Here is a 21,974-nt window from a genome sequence, read left to right on the forward strand (position 1 = left end):
ACCAGTCTGAAACCCTCTTTTATGCATGGCTCTATTTTTGCGTTGTTAAAACGCTATGTACAAACCCAGTACGACCACAGCACCTGGGTAAAGCTGGTGGAGCTGTCCGGCCTCGAAAACACCGAGTTCGACCACAAAACGGTTTATCCCGACGAGCACATCTATGCCCTGGTGGGCCACGCGGCCGAGATGACGGGCATGTCGGCGGGCGAACTGCACGAGAAGTTCGGCGAGTACCTGGTGCCCGACCTCATGTACATGTACCAGAAACTGGTGCAGCCCGGCTGGCGCACCCTGGAAATGATTGAGCACACCGAAAATACCATGCACAAGCAGGTGCGCCAGGAGCACGTCAAAAACGCGCCGCCCGTGCTCAACGTCACCCGCCTGGGCCCCAACGAGCTGATGATTGAGTACGTCTCGCCGCGGCGCATGAGCGGGCTGGCCGTGGGCATCGTGCGGGGCCTGGCCATCTATTTCGACGAAGCCGACCGCATCGACGTGATGCCTACCACCAGCGAAGAAGGCGAACGGGTAAGCATCCACGTGCGCCGCAATTGAACCGAAGGGCGCCCTAGGAGCTTTTCATACCCGGATACTTCCCCGAGGGAGGCGCCCGCAGCCCAATCCTGCTATCCACCCTCGCCTTATTCCCCTTATTCTGAGCCACTATGGTCTTGAAACGCGCCGGTTTTGCCTTCTTAAGCTTGTTTGCGCTGAGCGCCTGCGGCCAGGCTGGCACGGGCACACCGGGCGGCAGCAATCCTAACTACGACCGCCTGCTGCAGGCCTTGTATCGCAACACCGTGCCCACCGTCAAAGCGGCGGCCCTGGTGCAGGAATTGAGCCGGCCCGCCGCGCCGCTGCTGCTCGATGCCCGCACCCCAGCCGAGTTTAAGGTGAGCCATTTGCGCGGCGCCCGGTTCGTGAATTACGATTCGCTGGCCAGGGAAAGGTTTGTGGGCATCGACCGCAAGCAACCTGTTGTGGTGTACTGCTCGGTGGGCTACCGCAGCGAGCGGCTGGGCGAGCGGCTGCACGCGCTGGGCTTCCGGAGCGTGCGCAATCTATACGGGGGCCTGTTTGAATGGGTGAACGAAGGCTACCCGGTGTACAACGCCCAGGGCCTCACCCGCAACGTGCACCCGTACTCGCCGCTGTGGAGCCCCTGGCTCAAAAACGGGCAAAAAGTATATGAGTAAAGAACCGATGGACGCCGTAGCTACTCCAGCCAGCGCGGCGCACTTGCTGGTATTTGCGCGCGTGCCAGCGCTGGGCCAGGTAAAAACCCGGCTCGCCGCCGGCGTGGGCGACTTCGAGGCCCTGGCCATTTACCATGAGCTGCTCGGCATCACCCGCGCGGCGATAGCGGAGGCGGGCGTGCCGGCTACGGTGTGGCTGGCCGGCACCGCCGGCCCGGTACCTACGGCGCAGGAGGCGCAGGAGTGGGGCCAACTAACTGCCCGCAGCCAGCAAGCCGGCGACCTGGGCCAGCGCATGACCGCGGCTTTCGCGGCAGCCTTTGCGGCGGGGGCGGAGAAGGTGGCCATCATCGGCACCGACTGCCCCGGCCTCCGGACCGAGCACCTCACCGAAGCCTTTGCCCTGCTGAGCCAGCACGACGTGGTGCTGGGCCCCGCCACCGATGGCGGGTATTACCTGCTGGCCCTGCGCCAGCCCCAGCCCGAGCTGTTTCAAAACAAAGCCTGGAGCACTGAAACGGTACTGGCCGATACCGTAGCCGATGCCCAACGCCTGGGCCGGCGCGTGGCGCTGCTGCCAGAGCTGCACGATGTAGACACGGCCGATGATTTGGCCACCTGGCGCGCGGCTATAGTAGGCTGAGAACAAGATGGGTACAAGTGGTATTAAAGCTAACTGGCTGCCAGATAAATAAGCACGGATTAAAGACGCGACATGTTGCTGCGTTATTCTTTGCTGATTTTACCGACAATTTTAACAAGCCAGGCTATGGCTGTATGCTGTCCCCGGCAACGCCCACTGACAGCCTTAAGCAGCTTTAGAAGCTGGGATTTCGGGTTGCTTTTCAGCGGCGGGCTGGTAAAGCTCCCAGGCCAACACGGCATACGTAACGGCATATTCCAGCCCAACGAGCCAGAGGTTTTCGGCATACGCGCTGCTGCGGTAGGCGGCGTAGGAGAGCACGGCCATGCCGCCCCACACCAGCGGAAAGCGAAACGGCGACAAGGCCGCCAGCCCAATCGGCAGCGTGAGGTACCAGGGGTGCACGGTGGTGGCCAGGGCGTAGTAGGCCGTTAGCATGAGCAGCAGCGTTTGGGGCAATGCGGCCAGGCTGAGGTGCCGCTCGCGCCACGCCAGCACCAGCCCAACGCCGCCGCTGGTAAGCGCCAGCAACGGCCCGATTATCGCAATTTCATTGTAGGTAGTGAGCCAGAATCCCAAGGCGCGCAGCAGGTAATAGATACTCGCGTTGAACTCAAAACTGCGGAAGTAAAGGTTGAGGCTCCGGCTGATGTTGACGAACAGCTCAACCGAAATAAAGGGGCTGAAAAGCAGCAGGAGCGTGCCCGCCACGGCCGCCGAATACGCCAGAAAACGCCGCCAGCCCAACCGCCGAACCAGCAGGGGCAACGCCAGCAAGGGCAGGAGCTTGGTAGCTATGCCCAGCCCCAGCGCCACCGCCGAAACAGCCCAACGGTTGCGGCTGAGCAGCCACAGTGCCAAGAGCAGGAAAAAGAACACCAGCCCCTCAAAGTGCAGGTTGCCCGTGATTTCCACAATCACCAGGGGGTGCAGCAGGTAGCGGAGTGCCCGGTCCGGGCGCATTCCCAAGGCGGGCAGCAGGGCCAGCAGAAGCCAGGCCGTGCCTACCTCGGCTGCCTGGACCACGGCGCGCAGGCAGGCGGCAAAACCCGCCTCGGAAACCGGAAACAGCCGGGCTGCTGCGCCAAAGACAAGCTGGCAAACGGGCGGGTACACCGAGTAGTAGTGGGGCGAGTTTATCTGGCGGTAGAGCTGCTGCAGCTGCGGCAGGGCCTCGTCGCGGCGTTGCTTGTTAGGAATGGCCGTGCGGGCGCCCTCGGCAATGATTTCGTCGGGGCGAAACTGGAAGGGATTGGCGCCATTGGCCACCAGCAGTCCATCCCAGCGAAAGCGGTGCACGTCGTCGGACAGGGCGGGCGTGGCCGGCAGCCACAGCAGCCGGAACAGCAAGGCGCCTGCCAGGCCCCACCGCAGCGGTATTTTGCTGCGCAGCAGCCACACATAGGCCAGCAATGCCACGGCAAACAGGCCCACCAGCTGCCCAAAGTGCGCCCGTGGCGTGGCATAGGCCAGTCCACCATACGCCGCGCCCGAAAGCAGGAGCGCCGCAACTTGCGAAACCGAAGGAAGCTTGGTGGCCAATGGGTTTGGAATGGAAAGCTTAGCGGGCGTGCCGCACCGAATAATAGCACACCGCGGCAAAGCCAAAGGTGAGCAGCGTGTGAAACGGCACCAGCCCCGCATCGCCGAAGTAGATGCCGGCCCCGAGCCCAAAGGCGAAATACGCGGCTAATAAACCTTCCAGGAGCACTAAGGGGCCGAGGCCGCCGGTGCGGTACCGGCGCTGGCCCAGTGCCTTGGTGCCAGCCTTAGGAGTGCGCACAAACGGCGTGCTTTGCCCCAGCCAGCCTAAGATTACCGCCCGCGAATTGTGCAGCGCCAGGCCCATGGAAACCGACAAAAACAGCAGAAAGAAACCCGGGTACAGCTGCGCCTTGCCAGTGGGCCGGGCCAGCCGCCAGGCGGTATAGTAATAGTATATGAGCGGGGCGAACCCGAGCAAAAACACCGACGATAGCTGAAATACCAGCTTGTAGCTCGCGTAATTGGCGCGCACGAATACCAGCGGCACGCTCAGCAGGGCCATGAGCAGAATCACGACGTACACGCTGCTGTTGAGCAGGTGAAAGGTGGCCTGCAGCTTGGTGGCCAGTGGCTGCGACGAGCGCCACATAGCGCCCAGGTGCTTGCGGGCAGTTTCGGCGGCGCCTTTGGTCCAGCGGAACTGCTGCGACTTGAGGGCGTCCATCACGGCGGGCAGCTCGGCGGGGGCCACTATTTCGGGGCGGTACACAAAGCGCCAGCCGCGCAGCTGGGCGCGGTAGCTCAGGTCCAGGTCTTCGGTGAGGGTGTCGATGTGCCAGCCGCCGGCATCGGTGATGCACGTGCGGCGCCACACCCCGCCGGTGCCGTTGAAGTTGATGAAAAACCCGGCGAACGTACGGCCCACCTGCTCAATGAGGAAGTGCGCATCCAGCCCAAACGCCTGCAGGCGCGTGAGCAGCGACTCGTCCTGGTTGAGGTGGCCCCAGCGGGTCTGGACCACGCCCACGGTTTCATCCTGCAAAAAATACGGCACCGTCCGGCGCAGAAAATCCGGCGTGGGCACAAAGTCGGCGTCGAAAATGGCGATGAACTCGCCGTCGGTTTCGTCCATGCCGTGGCGCAGGGCGCCGGCCTTGTAGCCCTCGCGGGAGGGGCGCCGCACGTGGCTGATGCGCAGGCCCTGGCCGGTGTGGTGGGATACGCGGGCGGCGGCCAGCGCCACGGTGGCATCGGTAGAGTCGTCGAGCACCTGAATGTGGAGCAGCTCGGGCGGGTAGTCGAGGGCGGCCGTGGCGTCAATGACCCGCTCCACCACGTTCTGCTCGTTGTAGAGCGGCAGCTGCACCGTCACGCGGGGCCACACGGCCGGGGCGGGGGGCAGCGCGGCATTGGGCCGGGCATAGGCCCGCCGCGCCAGCCGCGTAAGCTGCCACTGGCCCAGGCTGAAGCACACAATAAACAGCAGGCATAGGCCATAGAGCACCACAAGCAACAGAGGCAGCACCGGCATTACAAAAAGAAGCAGAAGACCAAAAACACGGAAAAGTATCGCCAGAAGGTAGCAGGAGAGTAGCAGCAAGCGGGCTTACCAATACCGAAAAATGGTCCACAGAATCTTGTAGCCGGCCCCAATGGTGCCGCGCACCGTGCCCGATACCTTGCTGGTGCCAATGCGCTTGCGGTAGCGCACGGGCACTTCCACGGTGCGCAGGCCCTGGCGGGCGGCTTTTACCTGCATTTCCACCGTCCAGCCGTAGGTTTTGTCTTCCATGTGGAGGCCGAGCAAGGCAGGGGCGAGGATGGCCCGGAAAGGCCCTAAATCAGTGAAGGTGCCGCCGTAGCGCAGGCGCAGCAGCCGCGAAGCCAGCCAGTTGCCGAAGCGTTGCTGGGGCAGCAGCGCACCGCGCTCCCGCACGCCCAGCGCCCGCGAGCCGATGACCATGTCGGCATCGCCCCGGAACAGGGGCGCGAGCAGCTCTGGCATCTGTTCCGGAAAATCCGAATGGTCGCCGTCGAGGAATACGACGATTTCGGGCTGTTCGGATTGGGCCTTGCCAAAAACGTAGGCCATGCCGGCCAGGCACGCGTAGCCGTAGCCGGGGCGGGGCTCGCGAAGCACGGTGGCGCCCGCAGCTTGGGCGGCGGCGCTGGTGTCGTCGCTCGAGTTATTATCCACCACCACCACTTCCTGCACCAGGCCGGCCGGAATTTCGCCCAGCACCAGCCCAATGGCTTTGGCTTCGTTGTGAGCAGGAATAATGACGCTGATGCGGGGCTGGGGCATGAAAGACAGGAGCGGAGCCAGGCCCCGCAAAGCAATAAAGGCGACCGCACCGGCCAGCCGCGCCACAAAGATGCCGCCTCCGCCGTAAAGCAGCGCGCTGCCGCTACTTTGCGGCTGTCAATCATTTACTCTAGATATGCTCCAGGTAGGCCAACCCGCCCCCGATTTTACCCTCAAGACCACCACCGGCGAAACCTTTCGCCTCTCCGAGCTGCGCGGCCGCCACGTGGTACTGTACTTCTACCCCAAAGACGACACCCCCGGCTGCACCGCCGAAGCTTGCTCATTCCGCGACCAGTACGAGGACTTTCAAGACCTTGGCGCCGAAGTAGTGGGCATCAGCTCCGACAGCGAAAAGTCGCATCAGAAATTCACGGCCAAGCATAATCTGCCTTTCCAACTGCTGGCCGATGAAAAAGGCGAAGTGCGCAAGCTCTACGAAGTGCCCCGCGCGCTGCTGGGGCTGCTGCCGGGCCGCGTCACGTTTGTGATTGATAAGAAAGGTGTCATCCAGTACATCTTCAACTCGTTGAGCGGCGCTACTGACCACGTGAGCAACGCGAAGAAAGTGTTGGCCGGGCTGCCGGCTTAGCTTTGCCCAACGCCTTTACACCCTTAGTTGCCTGGGCAATTAATCGTCTGTCATGCAGAGCGCAGCGAAGCATGTTATCACCGCGGAACGAATCGTGCAACAGTGATAAGATGCTTCGCTGCGCTCTGCATGACAATAGTTAGGATAACAGAAGCTGCTAGCGCCGTTTTCATACATCGGCGCAAGCGCGAGCCCTGGCTTTCGCGTAATGAGAATTTCACCTTCTCCTTCGCAATGCCCCGTTACTTTTTGTTGCTGCTGTTTCCTTTGTTGCTCGCAGCCACTTCTGCTTCAGCCCAACCTACTGTCCTCAACGCCACCCTCGACGGCTACAACTACCCGTACCCCGTAAAAACACTGCCGCTGAAGCTGGAAGGGCAAGCCCTGCGCATGGCTTATATGGACGTGCCGGCCAATGCCAAGCCCAACGGCCGCACCGTGGTGCTGCTGCACGGCAAGAATTTCTTCGGAGCCTACTGGCGCGAAACCATCAAAGTGCTGGCAGCGGCTGGGTTCCGGGTGGTGGTGCCCGACCAGATTGGTTTTGGCAAGTCCGACAAGGCTGATATCCACTACTCGTTCCACCAGCTGGCCCGCAACACCCGGCACCTGCTAGATACGCTGGGCGTGAAAAAAGCCGTCATCGTGGGGCATAGCATGGGCGGCATGCTGGCCACCCGCTTTGCCCTGATGTACCCGGAGACCACCGAAAAGCTGGTGCTCGAAAACCCGATTGGGCTGGAAGATTACCGCGCGGGAGTGCCTTTTCAAAGCGTAGACCAGGCCGAGGCATCTGAGCTGAAAAGCACCGAAGCCAGCATCCGCAAGTACCACGCGACGTACTACCCCAACGGCTACCCGGCCGCCCACGACCAATGGCTGCTGCCCCTGGCCGCCCAAACCAAAAGCCCCGACTTCCCCAAGGTAGCCCGGGCCAATGCCCTCACCTTCGACATGATTTACCAGCAGCCGGTGAGCTACGAATTCGGCCGCATTGCTGTGCCCACGCTGCTTGTCATCGGCCAGCAGGACCGCACCGTGGTGGGCAAAGGATTGATAAAAGACCCCAAAGTGCTGGCCCAAATGGGCCAATACCCGGCGCTGGGCCGCCGCACCGCCGCCGAGATAAAGGGTGCCCAGCTGGTTGAGCTAAACAAGGTGGGCCACATTCCGCACCTGGAAACGCCGGCCCAATTCCACCAGGCGCTGCTGGCGTTTCTGCGGTAGTGCTCAGCGCGTTGAGCCGTTTATCGCGTATTATGAACGGTAATTCCTGGAATGATAAATAGCTTGTTGCCTTATTTAAACTACTGTTGCTGTTGCAGAACTTCCTAAACGGGCCTTCACCATCTACATAAGGCGGCATTAGCTGGTTGGAGGAAGCCTCCGAGCCCGGTTGTGTGCCGTGCGCCCTTGCTGTTGCTCGGCGTTGTGTGGACGTGGTGAGTTTTGCACCCGCTACGAGGGTGAAAATGTTAGTCCGCCTGCATGCTGCTTGCTGCACGGTTGTTCGGCAAGCGGGCTGCTATCTGCTCGACACAAGCCCTGAGGCAAGCGGCGCCGGTGAAGGCACGTTTCCGGCCCGACCTTTCGCTTGCCGACACGGTATCAACCACGAAATGCCTCCTTTTCTCATGAATGCTTTCTGTGCACGGTTAGGGATTGCCTACCCCATCATCCAAGCCCCCATGGCGGGCGTTTCCACCCCGGCCTTGGCCCTGGCCGTCTCCCGGGCCGGGGCCTTGGGCTCCCTTGCCACCGGCGCTGCAGCGTCGCCGCAGGCCGTCGCCGAACAAGTGGCCACGCTGCAGGCCGCCACGGACCGGCCGTTTAACGTCAACCTCTTTTGCCACCAACCCGCCCCCGCCGACGACGCCCGGGATGCGCAGTGGCTGGCGTACCTGCGGCCCTTTTTCACGGCCCTGGGGAGCACGCCCCCCAGCCACTTGGATGAGCTCTACCCCAGTTTTGTAACCAATGACGCCCTGCTGGCCGTGCTGGTGGCCGCCCGGCCCCGCGTGATTAGCTTTCATTTTGGCTTGCCCACCCCCGCCCAACTCGCCACCCTGCGCGGGACCGGGGCGGTGCTGCTTGCCTGCGTCACCACGCCCGCCGAAGCCCGGCGGGCCGAAGCCGCCGGCGTGGATGCGCTGGTGGCCCAGGGCGTGGAGGCCGGCGGGCACCGGGGCACCTTCGACCCGGCCGTGGAGCCGGGCATCGGGACGTTGGAACTGACGCGGCAACTCGCCCGGCAGAGCCGCTTGCCCGTGGTGGCGGCCGGGGGGCTGATGGACGGGGCCGACATTGCGGCGGCCCTGAGGGCGGGCGCGTCGGCGGTGCAGTTGGGCACGGCCTTCGTTACCTGCCCGGAGTCGGCCGCAGCGGCGCCTTACCGCGAAGCCCTGTTGCGGCAGCCGCCTTTGCCCACGGCCCTCACGCCCGTGATTTCGGGACGGCCCGCCCGGGGCCTGGTCACGCGCTTCGTGCAGGAGGTCGACCGGCCGGACCGCCCGCCGGTCGCGCCCTTTTCGCGGGCGTACGTGGCCGGCAAAGCCTTGGTCGCCGCCGCCCAGCAAGCGGGTGAAGCCGGTTTCGCCGTGCAATGGGCGGGCACGGGCGTGGGTCGGAGCCGGACGCTCCCCGCGGCCGACCTGGTGCAGGCGCTGATGCTGGAGGTAGAACGAGCCCTCGCCGACCCTGGCTCCGCTCATGTAGGTTAGCAAAACGGTTGGAATCGTTTGAGCGAGGAACAGGCCTTCTTTTTTATCTTTACCCTTGGGCAAGCAAGTGCTGTGAGCCGCCCCTGCTTGTCTTGGCGATGCGACAAGTGATTCTGCAACTGGCCGTGAGCCTGGACGGCTACATCGAAGGGCCCGGCGGGGAGTACGACTGGTGTTTTACCGACCAGGACTACGGCATGACGGCCTTTTTGCAGCGCGTCGACAGCGTCTTCTACGGCCGCAAATCCTACGAGCTGGCTGTCGCCACGGGCGCCGCCGGGGTCGGGGCAGGAGCGGGGTGGTCCCACCTGCGCGAATACGTGTTCTCGAACAGCCTCCAGCACGTTCCGCCCGGCGCGACCTTGATTAGCGGGGACATCGGCGCGGCCGTGCGGCGCATCAAACAGGAGCCAGGCAAGGACATCTGGCTCTGGGGAGGCGCGAGCCTGACGGCGTCGCTATTGGCCCTGGGCCTGGTGGACGAACTCCGCCTGGCCGTCCATCCGCTGCTGCTTGGGGGCGGCAAACCGCTGTTTCCGCCCCTCGCCACCCGGCGCACGCTCACCCTGCTGGACGCCCAGACGTATTCCTCCGGCTTGGTGTCGTTGGCCTATGCCCTGCCAAGCTAAACAACGCGCCCCGCTTTCCTGTGGGCGACAAGTCCGTTAATTCCAGGTACTGCTGAAGCGATGTCAATGCTTAGCTCAATATCCGCAGGCTATCGGCGTGAATCAGCGGCGAGCCCTGGTAGCGGCCATCGCGCGGCCCATTTTCCAGGTTGAGCACGCCGCGGGGGCAGGCGGTGCTGCACATGCCGCAGCCCACGCAGGAGGCCCGGATGATGGGCTCGCCGCGCTGGGCGTATTGCTTCACGTCGATGCCCATTTCGCACACGTTGGAGCAGTTGCCGCACGAAATGCACTGGCCGCCGTTGGTGCTGATGCGGAAGCGGGAAAAGTGCTTTTGCAGCAGGCCCAGGTAGGCAGCCATTGGGCAGCCAAACCGACACCACACCCGCGAGCCCAGAATGGGATAGAAGCCCACGCCAATCACCCCCGAAAACACGGCGCCGATGGCAAAGCCGTACCACTTGGCGGCCACGTTTCCTACCTCGCCGAGCAAGGAGCTGTTCATCGCAAAATTCACCCACAGCAGCACCGTGATGGCGGTGATGATGGCCAGAATGGGGTAGATGAGGCGCACTTCCCAGCGCCAGGCGGCGCGGCTTTTGTCGGAGAGCTGGCGGTAGGGGTCGCCGGCGGTTTCGGCCAGGCCGCCGCAGCCGCACACCCACGAGCAGTACCAGCGCTTGCCGTAGAAATAGGTGAGGACGGGCGTGGCCAGAAACGACATCACCGCGCCCCAAAACACCATGAACACACCCAAGCCGCCGTTTTGCGCCAGCGAGGTCACGGTGCCCGGAAACAGGTAATCGTACTTCAGCGGCCAGAAGTAGCTGAAGTAATACTCGGGCTGCTGGAAAAATTGCAGCAGCCCCGGGATGATGAAGGCAAACCCCAGCTGAAAGAACATCACCGAGCCGGTGCGGATAAGCTGGTAGCGCGAGTGGCGGTATTTCCAGAGCGCGCGGCCGCCCATTACTAAGATGGCCAGCGTGTAAAACGTGCCGTAGAGAAACCACTGGTCGGCGGGCCGGGCGCGCAGCAGCTGGCTGAAGCCGTCGAGGCCGTGCACCAGGTTGTTGAGCGGCCCGAAGTTGCCCTGGCCGTTGTCGCCGCTGTACCAGTACAGTACCACGTAGAAGCCCGTGAGGACGAGGCCGGTTACCCAGGCTATGCCGCCCCGCCCGGTGCTCGCCCGCAGCCACAGATTGTTGTGCTGCACGCCGGCCGGGTGCTGCCCGAATTTCAGCCAGCTCCAGGCCAGGGTGCCGCCGCTCACCAGGCCCAGCGCCAGGTACAGCCAGGTGCGCTGCCGGCCGGGGTCGGCGTCGGCCAGGGCCAGGAGCAGGGCCAGCAGGCCGCCGGCTACCACGGCCAGGGTAAGCTTTTCAGCTGGCGAGGATGTGGGCAGCGGTGGCGTAGTGAAAGTTGGGGTCATTGGGGGAGTTTAGCTGTTGCTATGAGTAATCAGCTTCATTGAGCTGAATAATTTATTCGCCTGTCATGCAGAGCCCAGCGAAGCATCTTATCAGGTCAGCACGATTCGTTCCGCGGTGATAAGGTGCTTCGCTGCGCTCTGCATGACAGGTGATTGATAACAGGCGATTAGATTTGCTATCCAATAAAGATGCTTGGCTAAGCCGACCTTCGGTTCGCTACGCTCTGCATGACGGCCCTTATTCAAGCAATTCTTTTCACCAAAAGCTAGTGGTGATGCTCGTGCGGCTCGTCGGGCTTGCCAAACAGGTTGATGAGGGTGCCCACCACGTAGAAGCCAGCCCAACATACGTAGAGCCAGTCGAAGCCCGCGGGCATGGGGCGGTTCACGAAGAAGCGCAGTATCAGGTGGGCGCCGGCGCTCATCAGCAGGCCCGTGAGGGCGATGAACTGGAAGCTGTTGAGCGCCGAAGGGCGGTAAAGTTTGGATAAGTCCACGGCGGGGAGGGAATGACTAGTGAAAGGAGCTAAAAGCGGGCGAACAGGCCTTTTTTCTGCTTCAGCGTGACAGGCAGCTGCGGAAACCGCTGGTTGAAAGCCGCAACAATGGCCTTTTGGTGCTGCGGAAAAAACTCCGGGTCAAAATTAGCCGCGCCCAGGTGGGCCATCACCGTTTCTAAAGGCGCCCGTTGCTGAATCCACTGCTCGCATACGTCGTGGCGCAGGCGCAGGCCCAGGGCGTTGAACCCGACCACCGCGTGCGGCGCCTCGGCCCGGAAGTAGATGCGTAACGCCACCCGGCCCGAGGGACGTTCCCAGTAAAAGCTGTCGAGCCCCGCCTCCGAGCCGGCCGGGGCTTGGCCATAGGTCTGGTATTCAAGGTTGAAGAACTTGGCCGAATTGTACCACACGCCGCGCCGGTAGGGGGTGGGCTGCCCGCAAAGGTTCTGGGCCACGGTTTCGCCCTGCATGCGGCCGGTGTACCAGAGCTGCTCGATGGAGACCTCGCCCGCGCCGGGTTGGCGAAATTGGGCACAGTCGCCGGCCGCGTACACGTTGGGCACGCTGGTGCGCAGGTACTCGTCGACGAGAATGCCGCGGTCGGTTTCCAGGGTAGAGGTTTTGGCCAGGGAGAGGTTGGACGTCACGCCAATGGCCAGCCCAACCCATTGGCAGGCGATTTCTTCGCCGGCGGTGGTCACTACGGCTCGCACTCGCCCCTGGTCATCGCCCAGAATCTCGCGCAACTCAGTGCTGTATTGTACCGCCACGTGGTTTTCCTGAAACTGCCGGTCTACCAGTTGGGCTTCTTCGGGCGGCAGCACCGAGCCCCAGAAGTGGGGGGCGCGCACCAGCACCGTGGCCGCAATGCCCCGGGAATGCAGCATTTCGGCCAGCTCCGCGCCAATGAGCCCGCCGCCTACCACCACGCCGCGGCCGATGCCGTGGGTATCGCGGGTCATAGCGGCGAGGTCGGGCAAATTGTAGAAGCCCTGCACTCCGGCCAGGTGCTGGCCGGGCCAGTCGGCTAGCTTGCTTTCGGAGCCCGTGGCCAGCAGCAGCTGGTCGTAGCGCAGGGTGCTGCCATTGTCGAGGGTTATCTGGTTTTCGGCGGTGTGCAGGGCTGTGGCGGAGGCGTGCACCAGGGTCAGGCTGTTTTCAGCCCAAAACCAGTCTTCGTAGGGTTTGATGTCCTGCGAGCGCAGATGCCCCATGTACACGTACATCAGGGCCGTGCGGGAGTAGTGGTGCGCACTCTCCGACGAGATGATGGTTATTTGCGCTTCGGGCCGCAGCCGGCGCACGGCCAACGCACACGTGACGCCGGTAATGCCGTTGCCGATGATAACCAGGTGCATACGAGTGGGTGGGGGTGAAGGCAGGAAATTGAGTTAGATACCAAAAGTAGGCGGAGCCCGGGGAATACCACCGGCTCCATTTCCGACGTTTGTGGCTCAATGATTGACTGGCCGCAGTGGTCAACCTTACAAGGGTACGCTTGTTCTCCACCTCCTGGATTTACGCTCATGATTATGCTAGACCGCTCCCGGCGCCTCGCCGCCCGCTTTGCCACGGCTCTTTGCCTGCTTGCTGCGCATGTGGCAGCCGCCGAAGCCACGCCGCCCACGCTGCCAGCTGCCGCCACGGTCTTCCTCGCCAAGTTTGTGGATACCGAGGGCAACGTGAACTACGCCGCCATCAAGCGCAACCCGCTGGAGCTGCAGGGCTTGCTGAAGCGCGTGGCGGCGTTCGATGCGGCCACGGCCCCGCTCAACGACCGCAAGGCCTTCTACCTGAACGCCTACAACCTGTCGGTGATTGGGCAGGTCGTGGCAAATTACCCCCTCGAATCGGTGCAAAAAGTGCCGGGCTTCTTCGATAAAAACCTGGTAAGTGTGGCCGGCGAACAGCTCACCCTCAACGACCTGGAGACCAAAAAGCTGCGCCAGCCCTACGCCGACCCGCGCGTGCATTTTGCCCTGGTGTGCGGCGCCAAAGGCTGCCCCCGCCTGCGGCGCGCCGCCTACGAAGGCAACTCGCTCGATGCGCAGCTCACCATTCAGGCCCAGCAGGTGCTGCAGGATCCGGCCTTTATCCGCGTCGATGACAAGGCGCGCAAGGTGCACCTCTCCCAGATTTTTAAGTGGTACGAAGCCGACTTTAAGGCCAGCGGCAAAACCAGGGTGGCGTACATCAACCAGTTTCGGGAAGGCAAAAAGATTCCGGCCACTTACGCCGTCGACTATTACCCTTACGACTGGTCCCTGAACAGCCAGAACTGAGCCGGCTAGCCCAATTGAGCCGGGACACCGAGCAGGTGGGCGAGTGAGGGGCCACACCACGGCCGGGCTTTTTCGTAACGGAAAGGCTGGGGTTGCGTAAGTCTGGAAACACAAGCTCCCACCACTTTAGCCTATTTCTATGATTCCTGACAATATTTCCGGCAACGGAACCGATGCCGACGAGGGCGAAAACGCCCAGATTACCGAGAACAAGAACTTTCCGAAAAACGAAGAGCTGGAACGCCAGAAAGAATACAAGCAGGACCAGAGCAACAACAAATCCAGCAACGACCCTTCGGCGGCCCGCAACACGGGCGCCAACGGCTACACCCAGCGCGACAACCAGAAGGACCAGCTCGAGAACCTACATATCGGCGGCTCGGAGACCAGCCCTCAGGGCGGCAACCAGCACACCAGCGCAGACGAGCAGGCGCAGGGCCCCGGCTTCGAATCCGAAGGCAGTATTGAGCTGGACCACAACCTGCGCACCCGCGACCAGGAGTTTGGCGAAAAAGCCCCCGGTGGCGAAGCCAAGCCGGCCGGCCGCAACGAAACCATCAGCGACGGCTAAGGCCTGTTGTTCTACGTCACCAGGCTTCCGGAAGCGGGGCGGGAACTCAGCACTACGCCTGAGTTTTCGCCCCGCTTCTGTAGTTGCGGAATGTCCCGAATTGTGCTCTGCAACTAGAAAATAAAGTTGCGAAGATGATTCCGGCCAGTATATCGGGCTAATCAACAGCGAGTACCGGGGCTACGGCCGAGGCAAGGCCAGCGGCGGCCGAAATAAATTTTCCGCTAGAGCAGAAAACCCGACAATAGCTTAACTTGCGGACCATATTTGGCATAGTGTCTTCGATGACTATCTATTTCCGGATATCCCTTTGTCATCATCTCAAACCTCATTTTAACCCTATGAATCCAGAAGATCTACCCAAGCTTGAAGAGGAGCAATACGACCCCAACCTGGACGCCCAGGACGAGGAGGTAATGTCCGGCGGCAACAACCGCCTCATGTACGTGCTGGTGGCTGTTATTCTAGCGCTGGTGGTGGGCTATATCGCGTTGCCCAAGGGCGGCAAGGGCGGCGGCACGGGCCTGGCCGCCGCCACGCCTTCGTTTATGCTCGAGGACGCGGCCGTAACCGCCACCGCCCGCACCTCATCGGATAGCATTGCCGCCGGCCTCAAAGCCACGCCGGCTGCTAAAGTGGAGGAAGCCGACGAGGAAGTAGCCAAGCCCGCCGCCAAAACGGCTGCTCCCAAGCCCGCCGTGGCCACGGCCCCCGCGGCCGCTCCGGCAGCAGTAGCCGCGGCCCCGGAGCCCGCCCCAGTAGCGGAGGCCGCGCCCGCTCCGGTGGCTACGCCCGAGCCCGCTGCCCCCGCCAACGTTACGATGTCGGGTCGCATTGTTGACGAAAACGGCCGGCCGCTCGTTGGCGCCACCGTGTTGCTGAAGGGCAGCAGCAAAGGCACCAGCACCGACGCCAATGGCAACTACTCCATGGAAGTGCCCGGCGGCGACGACCACAGCCTGATTTTTGGCTACGGCGGCTACGACGACGAAGTGGTGCGTACCAGCGGCTCCAAGTCCATGAACGTGACCCTCACGCCCCGCGCCAAAGCCGGTAAAAAGCGCCGCTAGCCGTTTGCCTTCAAAAGGCAGATAGGACATAAAAAAAGGCCTCCGCACGGAGGCCTTTTTTTATGCAGCAAAGCCAGTGGGCTAGGCTTCCGAGCGTTTGCCAAACCCCCGGCCGAACAGGAAGTACACCGGCAGGCCCAGCGCTACCAGGCCCAGGCCGCGGCGGGAGAATTCGGCGGTGTCGGGCGCAATGAGCAGGATGATGCAGAAGGCGCTGGCCAGCAAGATGTATAGGCCCGGCACCACCGGGTAGCCCCAGGCGCGGTAGGGCCGAGGCGCGTCGGGGCGGGTACGGCGCAGCACGAAAATGCCGATGATGGTGACCACGTAAAACAAAATCACGGCGAACATCACATAGTTGAGCAGCTGGCCATAAGAGCCGCTGAGGCAGAGCAGGCAGGCCCACAGGCACTGGGCCCAGAGGGCGCGGCCGGGTACGCCGGCGCCGTTCAGGCGGGCCAGGCCGGGGAAGAACAGGCCATCTTTCGCCATGGCAAAATACGCTCGCGAGCCGCTCAAGATGATGCCGTTGTTCGCCCCGAAGGTGCTGAGCATGATGAGTACGGCCATGATGTAGGCGCCGGCCTTGCCGAGTACCGATTCGGCTACGGCGGTGGCTACCCGGTCGTCGGCGGCGTACTGGATGCCGCGGCCGGCCAGGGTGGTGGCTTCGGGCGAGCCGTGCAGCGGCAGCACCAGCAGGTACACCACGTTGATGAGAATGTAGAGAGCCGTGACGATGGCCGTGCCGATGGCCATGCTGCGCACCAGGGTGCGCTCGGGGTTTTGGATTTCCTCGCCGGCAAAGCCGATGTTGTTCCAGGAGTCGGACGAGAACAGGGAGCCCGTCATGGCCATGCCGATGGCGATGACCAAGGCACTGCCGCTGATGGGCACAGTAAGTGCGCTCACGCCCGGGGCGGGGGACCGGCTGGCCGACCAGAAGTCAGCAAAGTTGGCCTGAATGGCTTCGTGGTTCATGCCCAGGGCCACGCCGAACAAGATAAGCAGGCCTAGCGCAATGAGCTTGGTACTGCCCAGTACGTTCTGAATAAGCTTGCCGGTGCGCACACCCTGCGCGTTGAGCGCCGTGATGGCGATGATAAGGATAATGGCCAGCAGCTGCACGCTGCTGAACTCAAAGCTGCCGGCCTGAAACAGCACATTTTTTACGCTGAAATACGGCACCAGCACGCCGGTGAATTTGGCAAAGGCCACGGCCACGGCGGCAATTACGCCGGTCTGGATGACGAGGAAAAGCGTCCAGCCGTAGAGGAAGGCGGTGAGGCGGCCAAAGGCCTCGCGCAGGTACACGTACTGACCACCTACTTTGGGGAACATGCTGGCCAGCTCGCCGTAGCTGATGGCCCCGGCCATGGTGATGAAGCCAGTGAGCAGCCACACCACCAGCAGCCAGCCAGCGCTGCCCACCTGCCGGGCAATGTCGGCCGAGACGATGAAGATGCCTGAGCCTATCATGCTGCCCGTGACGAGCATGATGGCATCGAAGAGGTTAATGGCCCGCTTAAAGTGCGGTTGTGCGGTTTGCGGTTCGGTCACGAGTTGAGGTTCGGTCATAGAAGAGGAGAGAATTTTGTCAAAGAAAACGAAAAGGCCCGCCGTAAACGGCAGGCCTTGCTTGAAACGTAGCGAAAAGCTAATTAAAATTCGCTGCGGTCGTACCTGGTGCGCATGCGCCACGGGGCGTTGCGGTGCTTGCACACCAGCAACAGCCGAGCCGTGCCCTAGCCCGAAAGCCGCTCGCTGTTGCGCTGCTCGATGGTAAGCTGGAAGGCGCGTTCCACATTGGCTAGCGTGTCCGACGAGAGCGTGCCGGAGCAGGTAGGTACTGCATCCACTGCAATTTGGTGGAGCGGGAGGCTTTGAAGAGGCGGTAGGTGGTGTTGGCATCCACGTCGCGGGTCCAGGAGCGGTCCGCGTTGGCCACGAAATCGTGGTAGGTAAACCAGAACCTGGGTGCCAACAGCTGCCCGTAGAGCGTGGAGTCGCGCTGCTGGTAAGCGGCCTGAAACCGGTCGAAGAAGCCGCGCACCGTTTCGGAGCTGCCCAGCAGCTCCTTGTGGTCGGTGGTTACCTCATCGACGCCCGGCGTAAAGTGATAGCAGGCGGGTGCAAGCAACAGCAGCACGATGCCCCAAAACAGCTCAACTGAAAACGAGGACGCACCAGTAGCTTCATGAAGCAAAATATAAGAAGGTTGGCCGCAACGCTGAGCTTTTTATTTTACCCGTTAGCGCCTGGTAAGTCATTGGTATAGTGGCTGCTAAAATGCTTTTCAAAGGAACCCCGGCTAAGGGTGCCGATGGGCGCCAGCCGCATCTTTCCATCCCTACAGTTCTATATAAATTCATCTTTTTGTGCGTGGTAGCCTATAGAATGAGACCTTGGCTCTCGCTCACTACTGGGTTGGGCTGGTTATTCCGGGCTGCCGCTGGATAGCGTTGCGTTGGCAACCTGCCTTAGGCCGTACTTTCGTCGCCCGTCATCCGCTTCCTTAAGCATGTCCCGAAAGCTCCTGGCGTTATTAACGGCGCTGCTCCTGCTGCTCGCGCTGGCCACTTACGTCTATTACCGGCGCACCCTTGCGGCCGTGCCGGTAGACCCATACTCCCTGGTGCCCGACGATGCCGTGCTGGTGCTGAGCACCCACGACCACCCCGCGCTTGTCCGCCACCTGCAGGAAACCGAGTTGTGGGACAACCTCACGGCGGTGCGTTACTTCCAACAGGCCGCTGGGCATCTGGCCCTGGCCGATAGCCTGGCGGGTGGCAGCGCCCGGCGCCGCAACGGCATCCTGGCCCTGCTGGGCCGCAAGCTCGTAATTACCTCCGTGCACGTAACGGGGTCGGGCGAGTTCGATGTGCTCTACCAGATTCCGCTGGCCCGCGTGGCCGAGTACCGGCAGGTACGGAGCCTGCTCGAAACGCTGGGCCGCGACCCTCGCTACCGGCTCAGCACTCGCGACTACGAAGACCAGGAACTGACCGTGCTCACCGAGCGGCGCAGCGAAAACAGCCTCACCGTGCTCAACTACCGCAACCACCTCGTGGTGAGTGCTAAGCCAGCGCTGGTGGAATCCGTAGTGCGCCGCCTAGCTCATCCCGATGCGCCGACGGTAGTGGCCGCGTTCAGCTCCACCGATTTGTTGAAGCTGCGAGGCGTGGATGCCAGCCTGCTGGTGAACTACCGGCGCCTGCCGCAGTTTCTGGACGTGCTGTTTCGGAAAGATGCCCACAGCCAGTTCGACCAGCTGGCTGGCCTAGTGTCTGAGGGCCTGCTGGGCGTGAAGCTGGCCGGTAGCCGGGCCCAGCTCCAGGGGTTCTCGAATCCCGAAACGGCCCGGGGCGCGCTGCACCAGCGCCTGCGCGGCCAGCCCGCCCAACCCCTAAGAATGACCAGCCTGATGAGCACGCGCACGGCTATGCTGCTGCACCTGGCCGCCGACCCCGCCCGCACCTGGCCCAGCCCAGGCCGCCCGTTGGTCGATTCGTTGGGCCGAAACGCCGCCCTGGATAGCTTGCGGGCTACTTTTGATGGGGAAATGGCTATTGGCTATTTGGCTACGGCGGCGGCGGGCAGCCGGCCCGGCCGGCTGGCTTTTGTGCGCTGCCCCGCGCCCGCCCGCACCAACAAGTGGCTGGCCCGGCTGCGCCGCATCTACAACAGTTCGCCGTCGTTTACCAGAGTAGGCCCCTACGAGGTGCACCCGGTGGCCTTCCCCGAAGCGGCAATACTGGGCCCCTTGCTGGCTCCGGCGCGGCCCTATGCGGTGGAGGCCGTGGCCGGCGCGGGCGTGATGGTGGGCAACTACCTGGTGCTCTCCGATGAATTGACCCTGAATGGCTACCTGGCCGATGTGGTGGCCGGCCGCACTTGGGCGCAAAGCCCCACGCAGGTTTCGTTTTTGCAGGAAACCCTGCCCCAGGCCCGACTGAGCATCATTATCGATACGCGCAACAGCTGGAACGCCCTGCTGGGCGTGCTCACCGAGGAGCGCCGGGCAGGCCTGCTGCGCAACGAAGCCTTGTTTAAACGCTTTCCCCAGATTGCGATGCAGCTGGTACCGGCCGAAAATGAGTCGGCCCCGGAGGCGCAGTATTACACCCAGCTGTTGCTGCGGCACCCCGATTTGGGGCCCGCTTTATCGCAGGCCGGTGGGGCGGCCAACGGCCGGGTCATGACCTTTCAGTACCCGCTGCTGGGGGCACCTACGCTGCTGCCGGCCTTGGGCACGCGCATTCCGGCGGTGGTGGTGCAGGACTCGACGGGCGTGCTCTACTACGTGAGTGCCGATAACACCGTGCTGTGGTCGGATACGCTCACCACGCCGGTAGTGGGGCTGAACCTGCTGCCGGGTGCGGGCGGCGTGCCGGGCGGCCTGTTGCTGGGTGCTGGCCACAAACTGCATCTCCTTGCCAACGACGGCCGCGATGTGCTGCCTTTCCCGCTCAACCTGCCCGATAGCGTGCGCGTGGCCGCCCTGCTGGCTGCACCCGGCAGCGGCGCCGGTACCCCCGCGCGCCTGCTGGCCGTGACGGCGGGCAACGACCTGCTGCTGCTCGACGCCAAAGGGCGCCTTTTCCCGGGCTGGCAGCCCAAGCAGCTCGACTTTCCGTTGGCGGGCCGGCCGGCCTTGCTCAGCGTGAATGGGCGCGATGTGGTGCTGGTGCCGCTGCAAAACGGCTACGTGTATGCCTTTGATGGGAAGGGGAGCCTGTTCCCCGGTTTTCCATTGAGCATGGGCGGGCGGTTGGCCGGCGGGGTGCTGGTGCAGGCCGGCGCCACGCTGGCGCGCAGCCGCTTTACACTTGTCAACCAGCACGGCGAGCTGGTGGTCTTCAACCTTAGCGGCGACATCATCAGCCGGGCACGGGTGGCCACCTGGAGCCGCACAGCCCGCTTCCGGCTGGTGCCCGACGCCCGCGGCCGCACCTTCGCCGTGACCCGAGAAGATGGCAATCAGCTCGACGTGTATCTGCCCAACAAGCCGGTTCCGCTCATCACCCAGCGCTTCGTGACTTCGGGCGTTAAACCCGTTCAGTATTTCGACTTTGGCAATGGCCGACGGATTATCGCCGTCACAGAAACCGGCCCGGGCCACGTGTTTGTGTACGATGGCAAGGGCCGGCTGCTGGGCGGCGCACCCATGCCCAGCACCGGTTCCGGCGTGGGCCTGAGCTACGATGCCACCACCGATACTTATCAGCTGGTGCGCACAGTGAGCCGCGAGTTGCGCCGCACGGAGCTGAAGGTGGCGTTGCCTTAGAAATCAGAATGTTACTCAATCGGCTGTCATGCTGAGCGCAGCGAAGCATCTTCTCAGGTTGAACGAATCGTTGAGCCGTGAGAAGATGCTTCGCTGCGCTCAGCATGACAAATGGCGCAGTAAAGGGGCTTTGTAAACCCAACATAACAGTCTGTTACGTTGATACATCCATAATACATGAATACATCTGAATCAACGGGCTTGGTAGTTGGCAAATTCTGGCCGCTGCACAAAGGCCATCAACTCCTGCTCGAAGCTGCTGCAACTCAAGTGTCCGAGCTGGTGGTGCTGGTGTATGCCAATCCTGATTCGGCCACGTTGCCCGCCGCTGTTCGCGCCGGCTGGATTCGGGAGCTGTACCGCGGCGATGAGGTATCCGAAGGACCAAGAATTGGCAGCACGCCCCTGCGCATTTCCGCCCTTTCGGCCGACGCCGACGGTGTGCCGCCTGATGCAGCCGATGACGCCACGCATCGCGAATTTGTGCGCCGCTGGCTAGCCCAACGTGGTATTCATATCGACGTTGTTTTCAGCAGCGAAGACTACGGGCCTGGGTTTGCCAAGCATCTAGGCGCCGCGCATGTCGCCGTTGACCCTGCCCGCCCGCAGGTGCCGGTATCCGGAACCTTGGTGCGCAGCTATCCGACGGAATATGCACAGTTTTTACACCCGTTGGTGGCAGCTCAATTTGGGGTGGTGCCGCCGGCCGCCGTGCCCCGCGTGGTGCTGCTCGGGGCCGAAAGCAGCGGCAAATCAACCTTGTGCGCCGCCCTGGCCGAAGCGTTGGACACGGTGTGGGTACCGGAATACGGGCGCACCCTGCACGAGCAAAAAAGCGGCAACCTCGATTACGAAGACCTGCTCTACATCGCCCGCCGCCACGTGGAACTGGAAAACGAAGCCGGAGCTCAAGCCCAGGGAGTGATTTTTTGCGATACCAACGCGGCCACTACGGCCCTGTATTCCTACTACTATTTCCACCGCTGCGACCCCATGCTGCAGGCCATGGCCGCCGTGTGCGGGCAGCGCTACGCCCACACGTTCGTGTGCGCCCCCACCGTGCCCTTTGAGCAGGACGGCTGGCGCGGGCCCGAGGCGCTGCGCAGCTTCCAGCACGGCATGATTCTCATGCAGCTGGACTACTTCGGCATCCCCTACACCCTAGTTGAAGGCACCGTGGCCGAGCGAGTGGCCCAAGTTTTGGGTCATTTAACAATTAGCATTTAACATTTATCAGCCGTTCCATCAGCTCAATT

The 21,974-nt window shown here is 62.7% G+C and carries 20 protein-coding genes; 12 read left to right on the top strand and 8 right to left on the bottom strand.

The window, feature by feature from the left end:
• The first annotated feature begins 21 nt into the window (after positions 1-21).
• The 3 genes from AUC43_RS13550 to AUC43_RS13560 all read left to right on the top strand — a co-directional run bounded on the left by AUC43_RS13550 (position 22) and on the right by AUC43_RS13560 (position 1,845).
• Complete coding sequence (locus tag AUC43_RS13550) at positions 22-561, top strand: heme NO-binding domain-containing protein (RefSeq protein WP_257721707.1); 540 nt, start codon at positions 22-24, stop codon at positions 559-561.
• 110 nt (positions 562-671) lie between these two features.
• Positions 672-1,202 (top strand): rhodanese-like domain-containing protein, encoded by a 531-nt coding sequence (locus AUC43_RS13555; RefSeq protein ID WP_068194562.1) that lies wholly within the window; start codon positions 672-674, stop codon positions 1,200-1,202.
• Entirely contained in the window at positions 1,195-1,845 is a 651-nt protein-coding gene (locus AUC43_RS13560; RefSeq protein WP_082685090.1) for a TIGR04282 family arsenosugar biosynthesis glycosyltransferase, read from the top strand. The genes AUC43_RS13555 and AUC43_RS13560 overlap by 8 nt, the downstream gene beginning before the upstream one ends.
• Positions 1,846-2,010: 165 nt before the next feature.
• On the opposite strand, the gene AUC43_RS13565 is transcribed toward AUC43_RS13560, so the two are convergent.
• From AUC43_RS13565 to AUC43_RS13575, 3 genes are all read right to left on the bottom strand, one after another.
• Complete coding sequence (locus tag AUC43_RS13565) at positions 2,011-3,387, bottom strand: MptA/MptB family glycosyltransferase (protein ID WP_068194569.1); 1,377 nt, start codon at positions 3,385-3,387, stop codon at positions 2,011-2,013.
• Between the two features lie 19 nt (positions 3,388-3,406).
• The gene (locus tag AUC43_RS13570; protein ID WP_068194572.1) at positions 3,407-4,861 is read right to left on the bottom strand and encodes a cellulose synthase family protein; all 1,455 of its coding nucleotides are present in this window, start codon (positions 4,859-4,861) and stop codon (positions 3,407-3,409) included.
• A gap of 75 nt (positions 4,862-4,936) precedes the next feature.
• Positions 4,937-5,635, bottom strand: coding sequence for a glycosyltransferase family 2 protein (locus AUC43_RS13575; protein ID WP_068198622.1), 699 nt, complete (start codon positions 5,633-5,635; stop codon positions 4,937-4,939).
• A gap of 136 nt (positions 5,636-5,771) precedes the next feature.
• Here AUC43_RS13575 and AUC43_RS13580 point away from each other — a divergent pair, with 136 nt between their 5' ends.
• From AUC43_RS13580 to AUC43_RS13595, 4 genes are all read left to right on the top strand, one after another.
• Positions 5,772-6,227 carry a peroxiredoxin gene (locus AUC43_RS13580; RefSeq protein WP_068194575.1) on the top strand — a complete coding sequence of 152 codons (456 nt, stop codon included), beginning with the start codon at positions 5,772-5,774 and terminating at the stop codon, positions 6,225-6,227.
• A 234-nt stretch (positions 6,228-6,461) separates the two neighbouring features.
• Positions 6,462-7,454, top strand: coding sequence for an alpha/beta fold hydrolase (locus AUC43_RS13585; RefSeq protein ID WP_068194578.1), 993 nt, complete (start codon positions 6,462-6,464; stop codon positions 7,452-7,454).
• Between the two features lie 407 nt (positions 7,455-7,861).
• Positions 7,862-8,947 carry an NAD(P)H-dependent flavin oxidoreductase gene (locus tag AUC43_RS13590; RefSeq protein WP_068194581.1) on the top strand — a complete coding sequence of 362 codons (1,086 nt, stop codon included), beginning with the start codon at positions 7,862-7,864 and terminating at the stop codon, positions 8,945-8,947.
• Between the two features lie 98 nt (positions 8,948-9,045).
• Positions 9,046-9,576 (top strand): dihydrofolate reductase family protein, encoded by a 531-nt coding sequence (locus AUC43_RS13595; protein WP_068194584.1) that lies wholly within the window; start codon positions 9,046-9,048, stop codon positions 9,574-9,576.
• Between the two features lie 70 nt (positions 9,577-9,646).
• On the opposite strand, the gene AUC43_RS13600 is transcribed toward AUC43_RS13595, so the two are convergent.
• From AUC43_RS13600 to AUC43_RS13610, 3 genes are all read right to left on the bottom strand, one after another.
• A complete protein-coding gene (locus AUC43_RS13600) occupies positions 9,647-11,008 on the bottom strand; it encodes a 4Fe-4S binding protein (protein WP_068194587.1) in 1,362 nt (453 codons plus the stop codon).
• A 266-nt stretch (positions 11,009-11,274) separates the two neighbouring features.
• Positions 11,275-11,505: a hypothetical protein gene (locus AUC43_RS13605; RefSeq protein WP_068194591.1), complete on the bottom strand. Its 231-nt coding sequence runs from the start codon at positions 11,503-11,505 to the stop codon at positions 11,275-11,277.
• A 29-nt stretch (positions 11,506-11,534) separates the two neighbouring features.
• Complete coding sequence (locus tag AUC43_RS13610; RefSeq protein ID WP_068194594.1) at positions 11,535-12,866, bottom strand: NAD(P)/FAD-dependent oxidoreductase; 1,332 nt, start codon at positions 12,864-12,866, stop codon at positions 11,535-11,537.
• Positions 12,867-13,040: 174 nt separating this feature from the next.
• Here AUC43_RS13610 and AUC43_RS13615 point away from each other — a divergent pair, with 174 nt between their 5' ends.
• The 3 genes from AUC43_RS13615 to AUC43_RS13625 all read left to right on the top strand — a co-directional run bounded on the left by AUC43_RS13615 (position 13,041) and on the right by AUC43_RS13625 (position 15,431).
• Positions 13,041-13,790 (top strand): DUF547 domain-containing protein, encoded by a 750-nt coding sequence (locus AUC43_RS13615; protein ID WP_157781076.1) that lies wholly within the window; start codon positions 13,041-13,043, stop codon positions 13,788-13,790.
• A 139-nt stretch (positions 13,791-13,929) separates the two neighbouring features.
• Positions 13,930-14,361, top strand: a complete 432-nt coding sequence (locus tag AUC43_RS13620; protein ID WP_068194598.1) for a hypothetical protein — start codon at positions 13,930-13,932, stop codon at positions 14,359-14,361.
• A gap of 341 nt (positions 14,362-14,702) precedes the next feature.
• On the top strand, positions 14,703-15,431 hold the full coding sequence (locus AUC43_RS13625; protein ID WP_068194600.1) for a carboxypeptidase-like regulatory domain-containing protein: 729 nt from the start codon (positions 14,703-14,705) through the stop codon (positions 15,429-15,431).
• Positions 15,432-15,512: 81 nt separating this feature from the next.
• On the opposite strand, the gene AUC43_RS13630 is transcribed toward AUC43_RS13625, so the two are convergent.
• Together AUC43_RS13630 and AUC43_RS13635 are read right to left on the bottom strand one after the other, a co-directional pair.
• Entirely contained in the window at positions 15,513-17,009 is a 1,497-nt protein-coding gene (locus tag AUC43_RS13630) for an APC family permease (RefSeq protein ID WP_068194603.1), read from the bottom strand.
• A 232-nt stretch (positions 17,010-17,241) separates the two neighbouring features.
• Positions 17,242-17,637, bottom strand: coding sequence for a hypothetical protein (locus AUC43_RS13635; RefSeq protein ID WP_157781077.1), 396 nt, complete (start codon positions 17,635-17,637; stop codon positions 17,242-17,244).
• Between the two features lie 315 nt (positions 17,638-17,952).
• On the opposite strand from AUC43_RS13635, the gene AUC43_RS13640 reads away from it, so the two are divergent.
• Entirely contained in the window at positions 17,953-20,718 is a 2,766-nt protein-coding gene (locus tag AUC43_RS13640; RefSeq protein ID WP_068194610.1) for a hypothetical protein, read from the top strand.
• Between the two features lie 177 nt (positions 20,719-20,895).
• Entirely contained in the window at positions 20,896-21,945 is a 1,050-nt protein-coding gene (locus tag AUC43_RS13645; RefSeq protein WP_071885919.1) for an AAA family ATPase, read from the top strand.
• Positions 21,946-21,974: the final 29 nt, after the last annotated feature.

This window comes from Hymenobacter sedentarius (assembly GCF_001507645.1).
Lineage (GTDB): Bacteria > Bacteroidota > Bacteroidia > Cytophagales > Hymenobacteraceae > Hymenobacter > Hymenobacter sedentarius.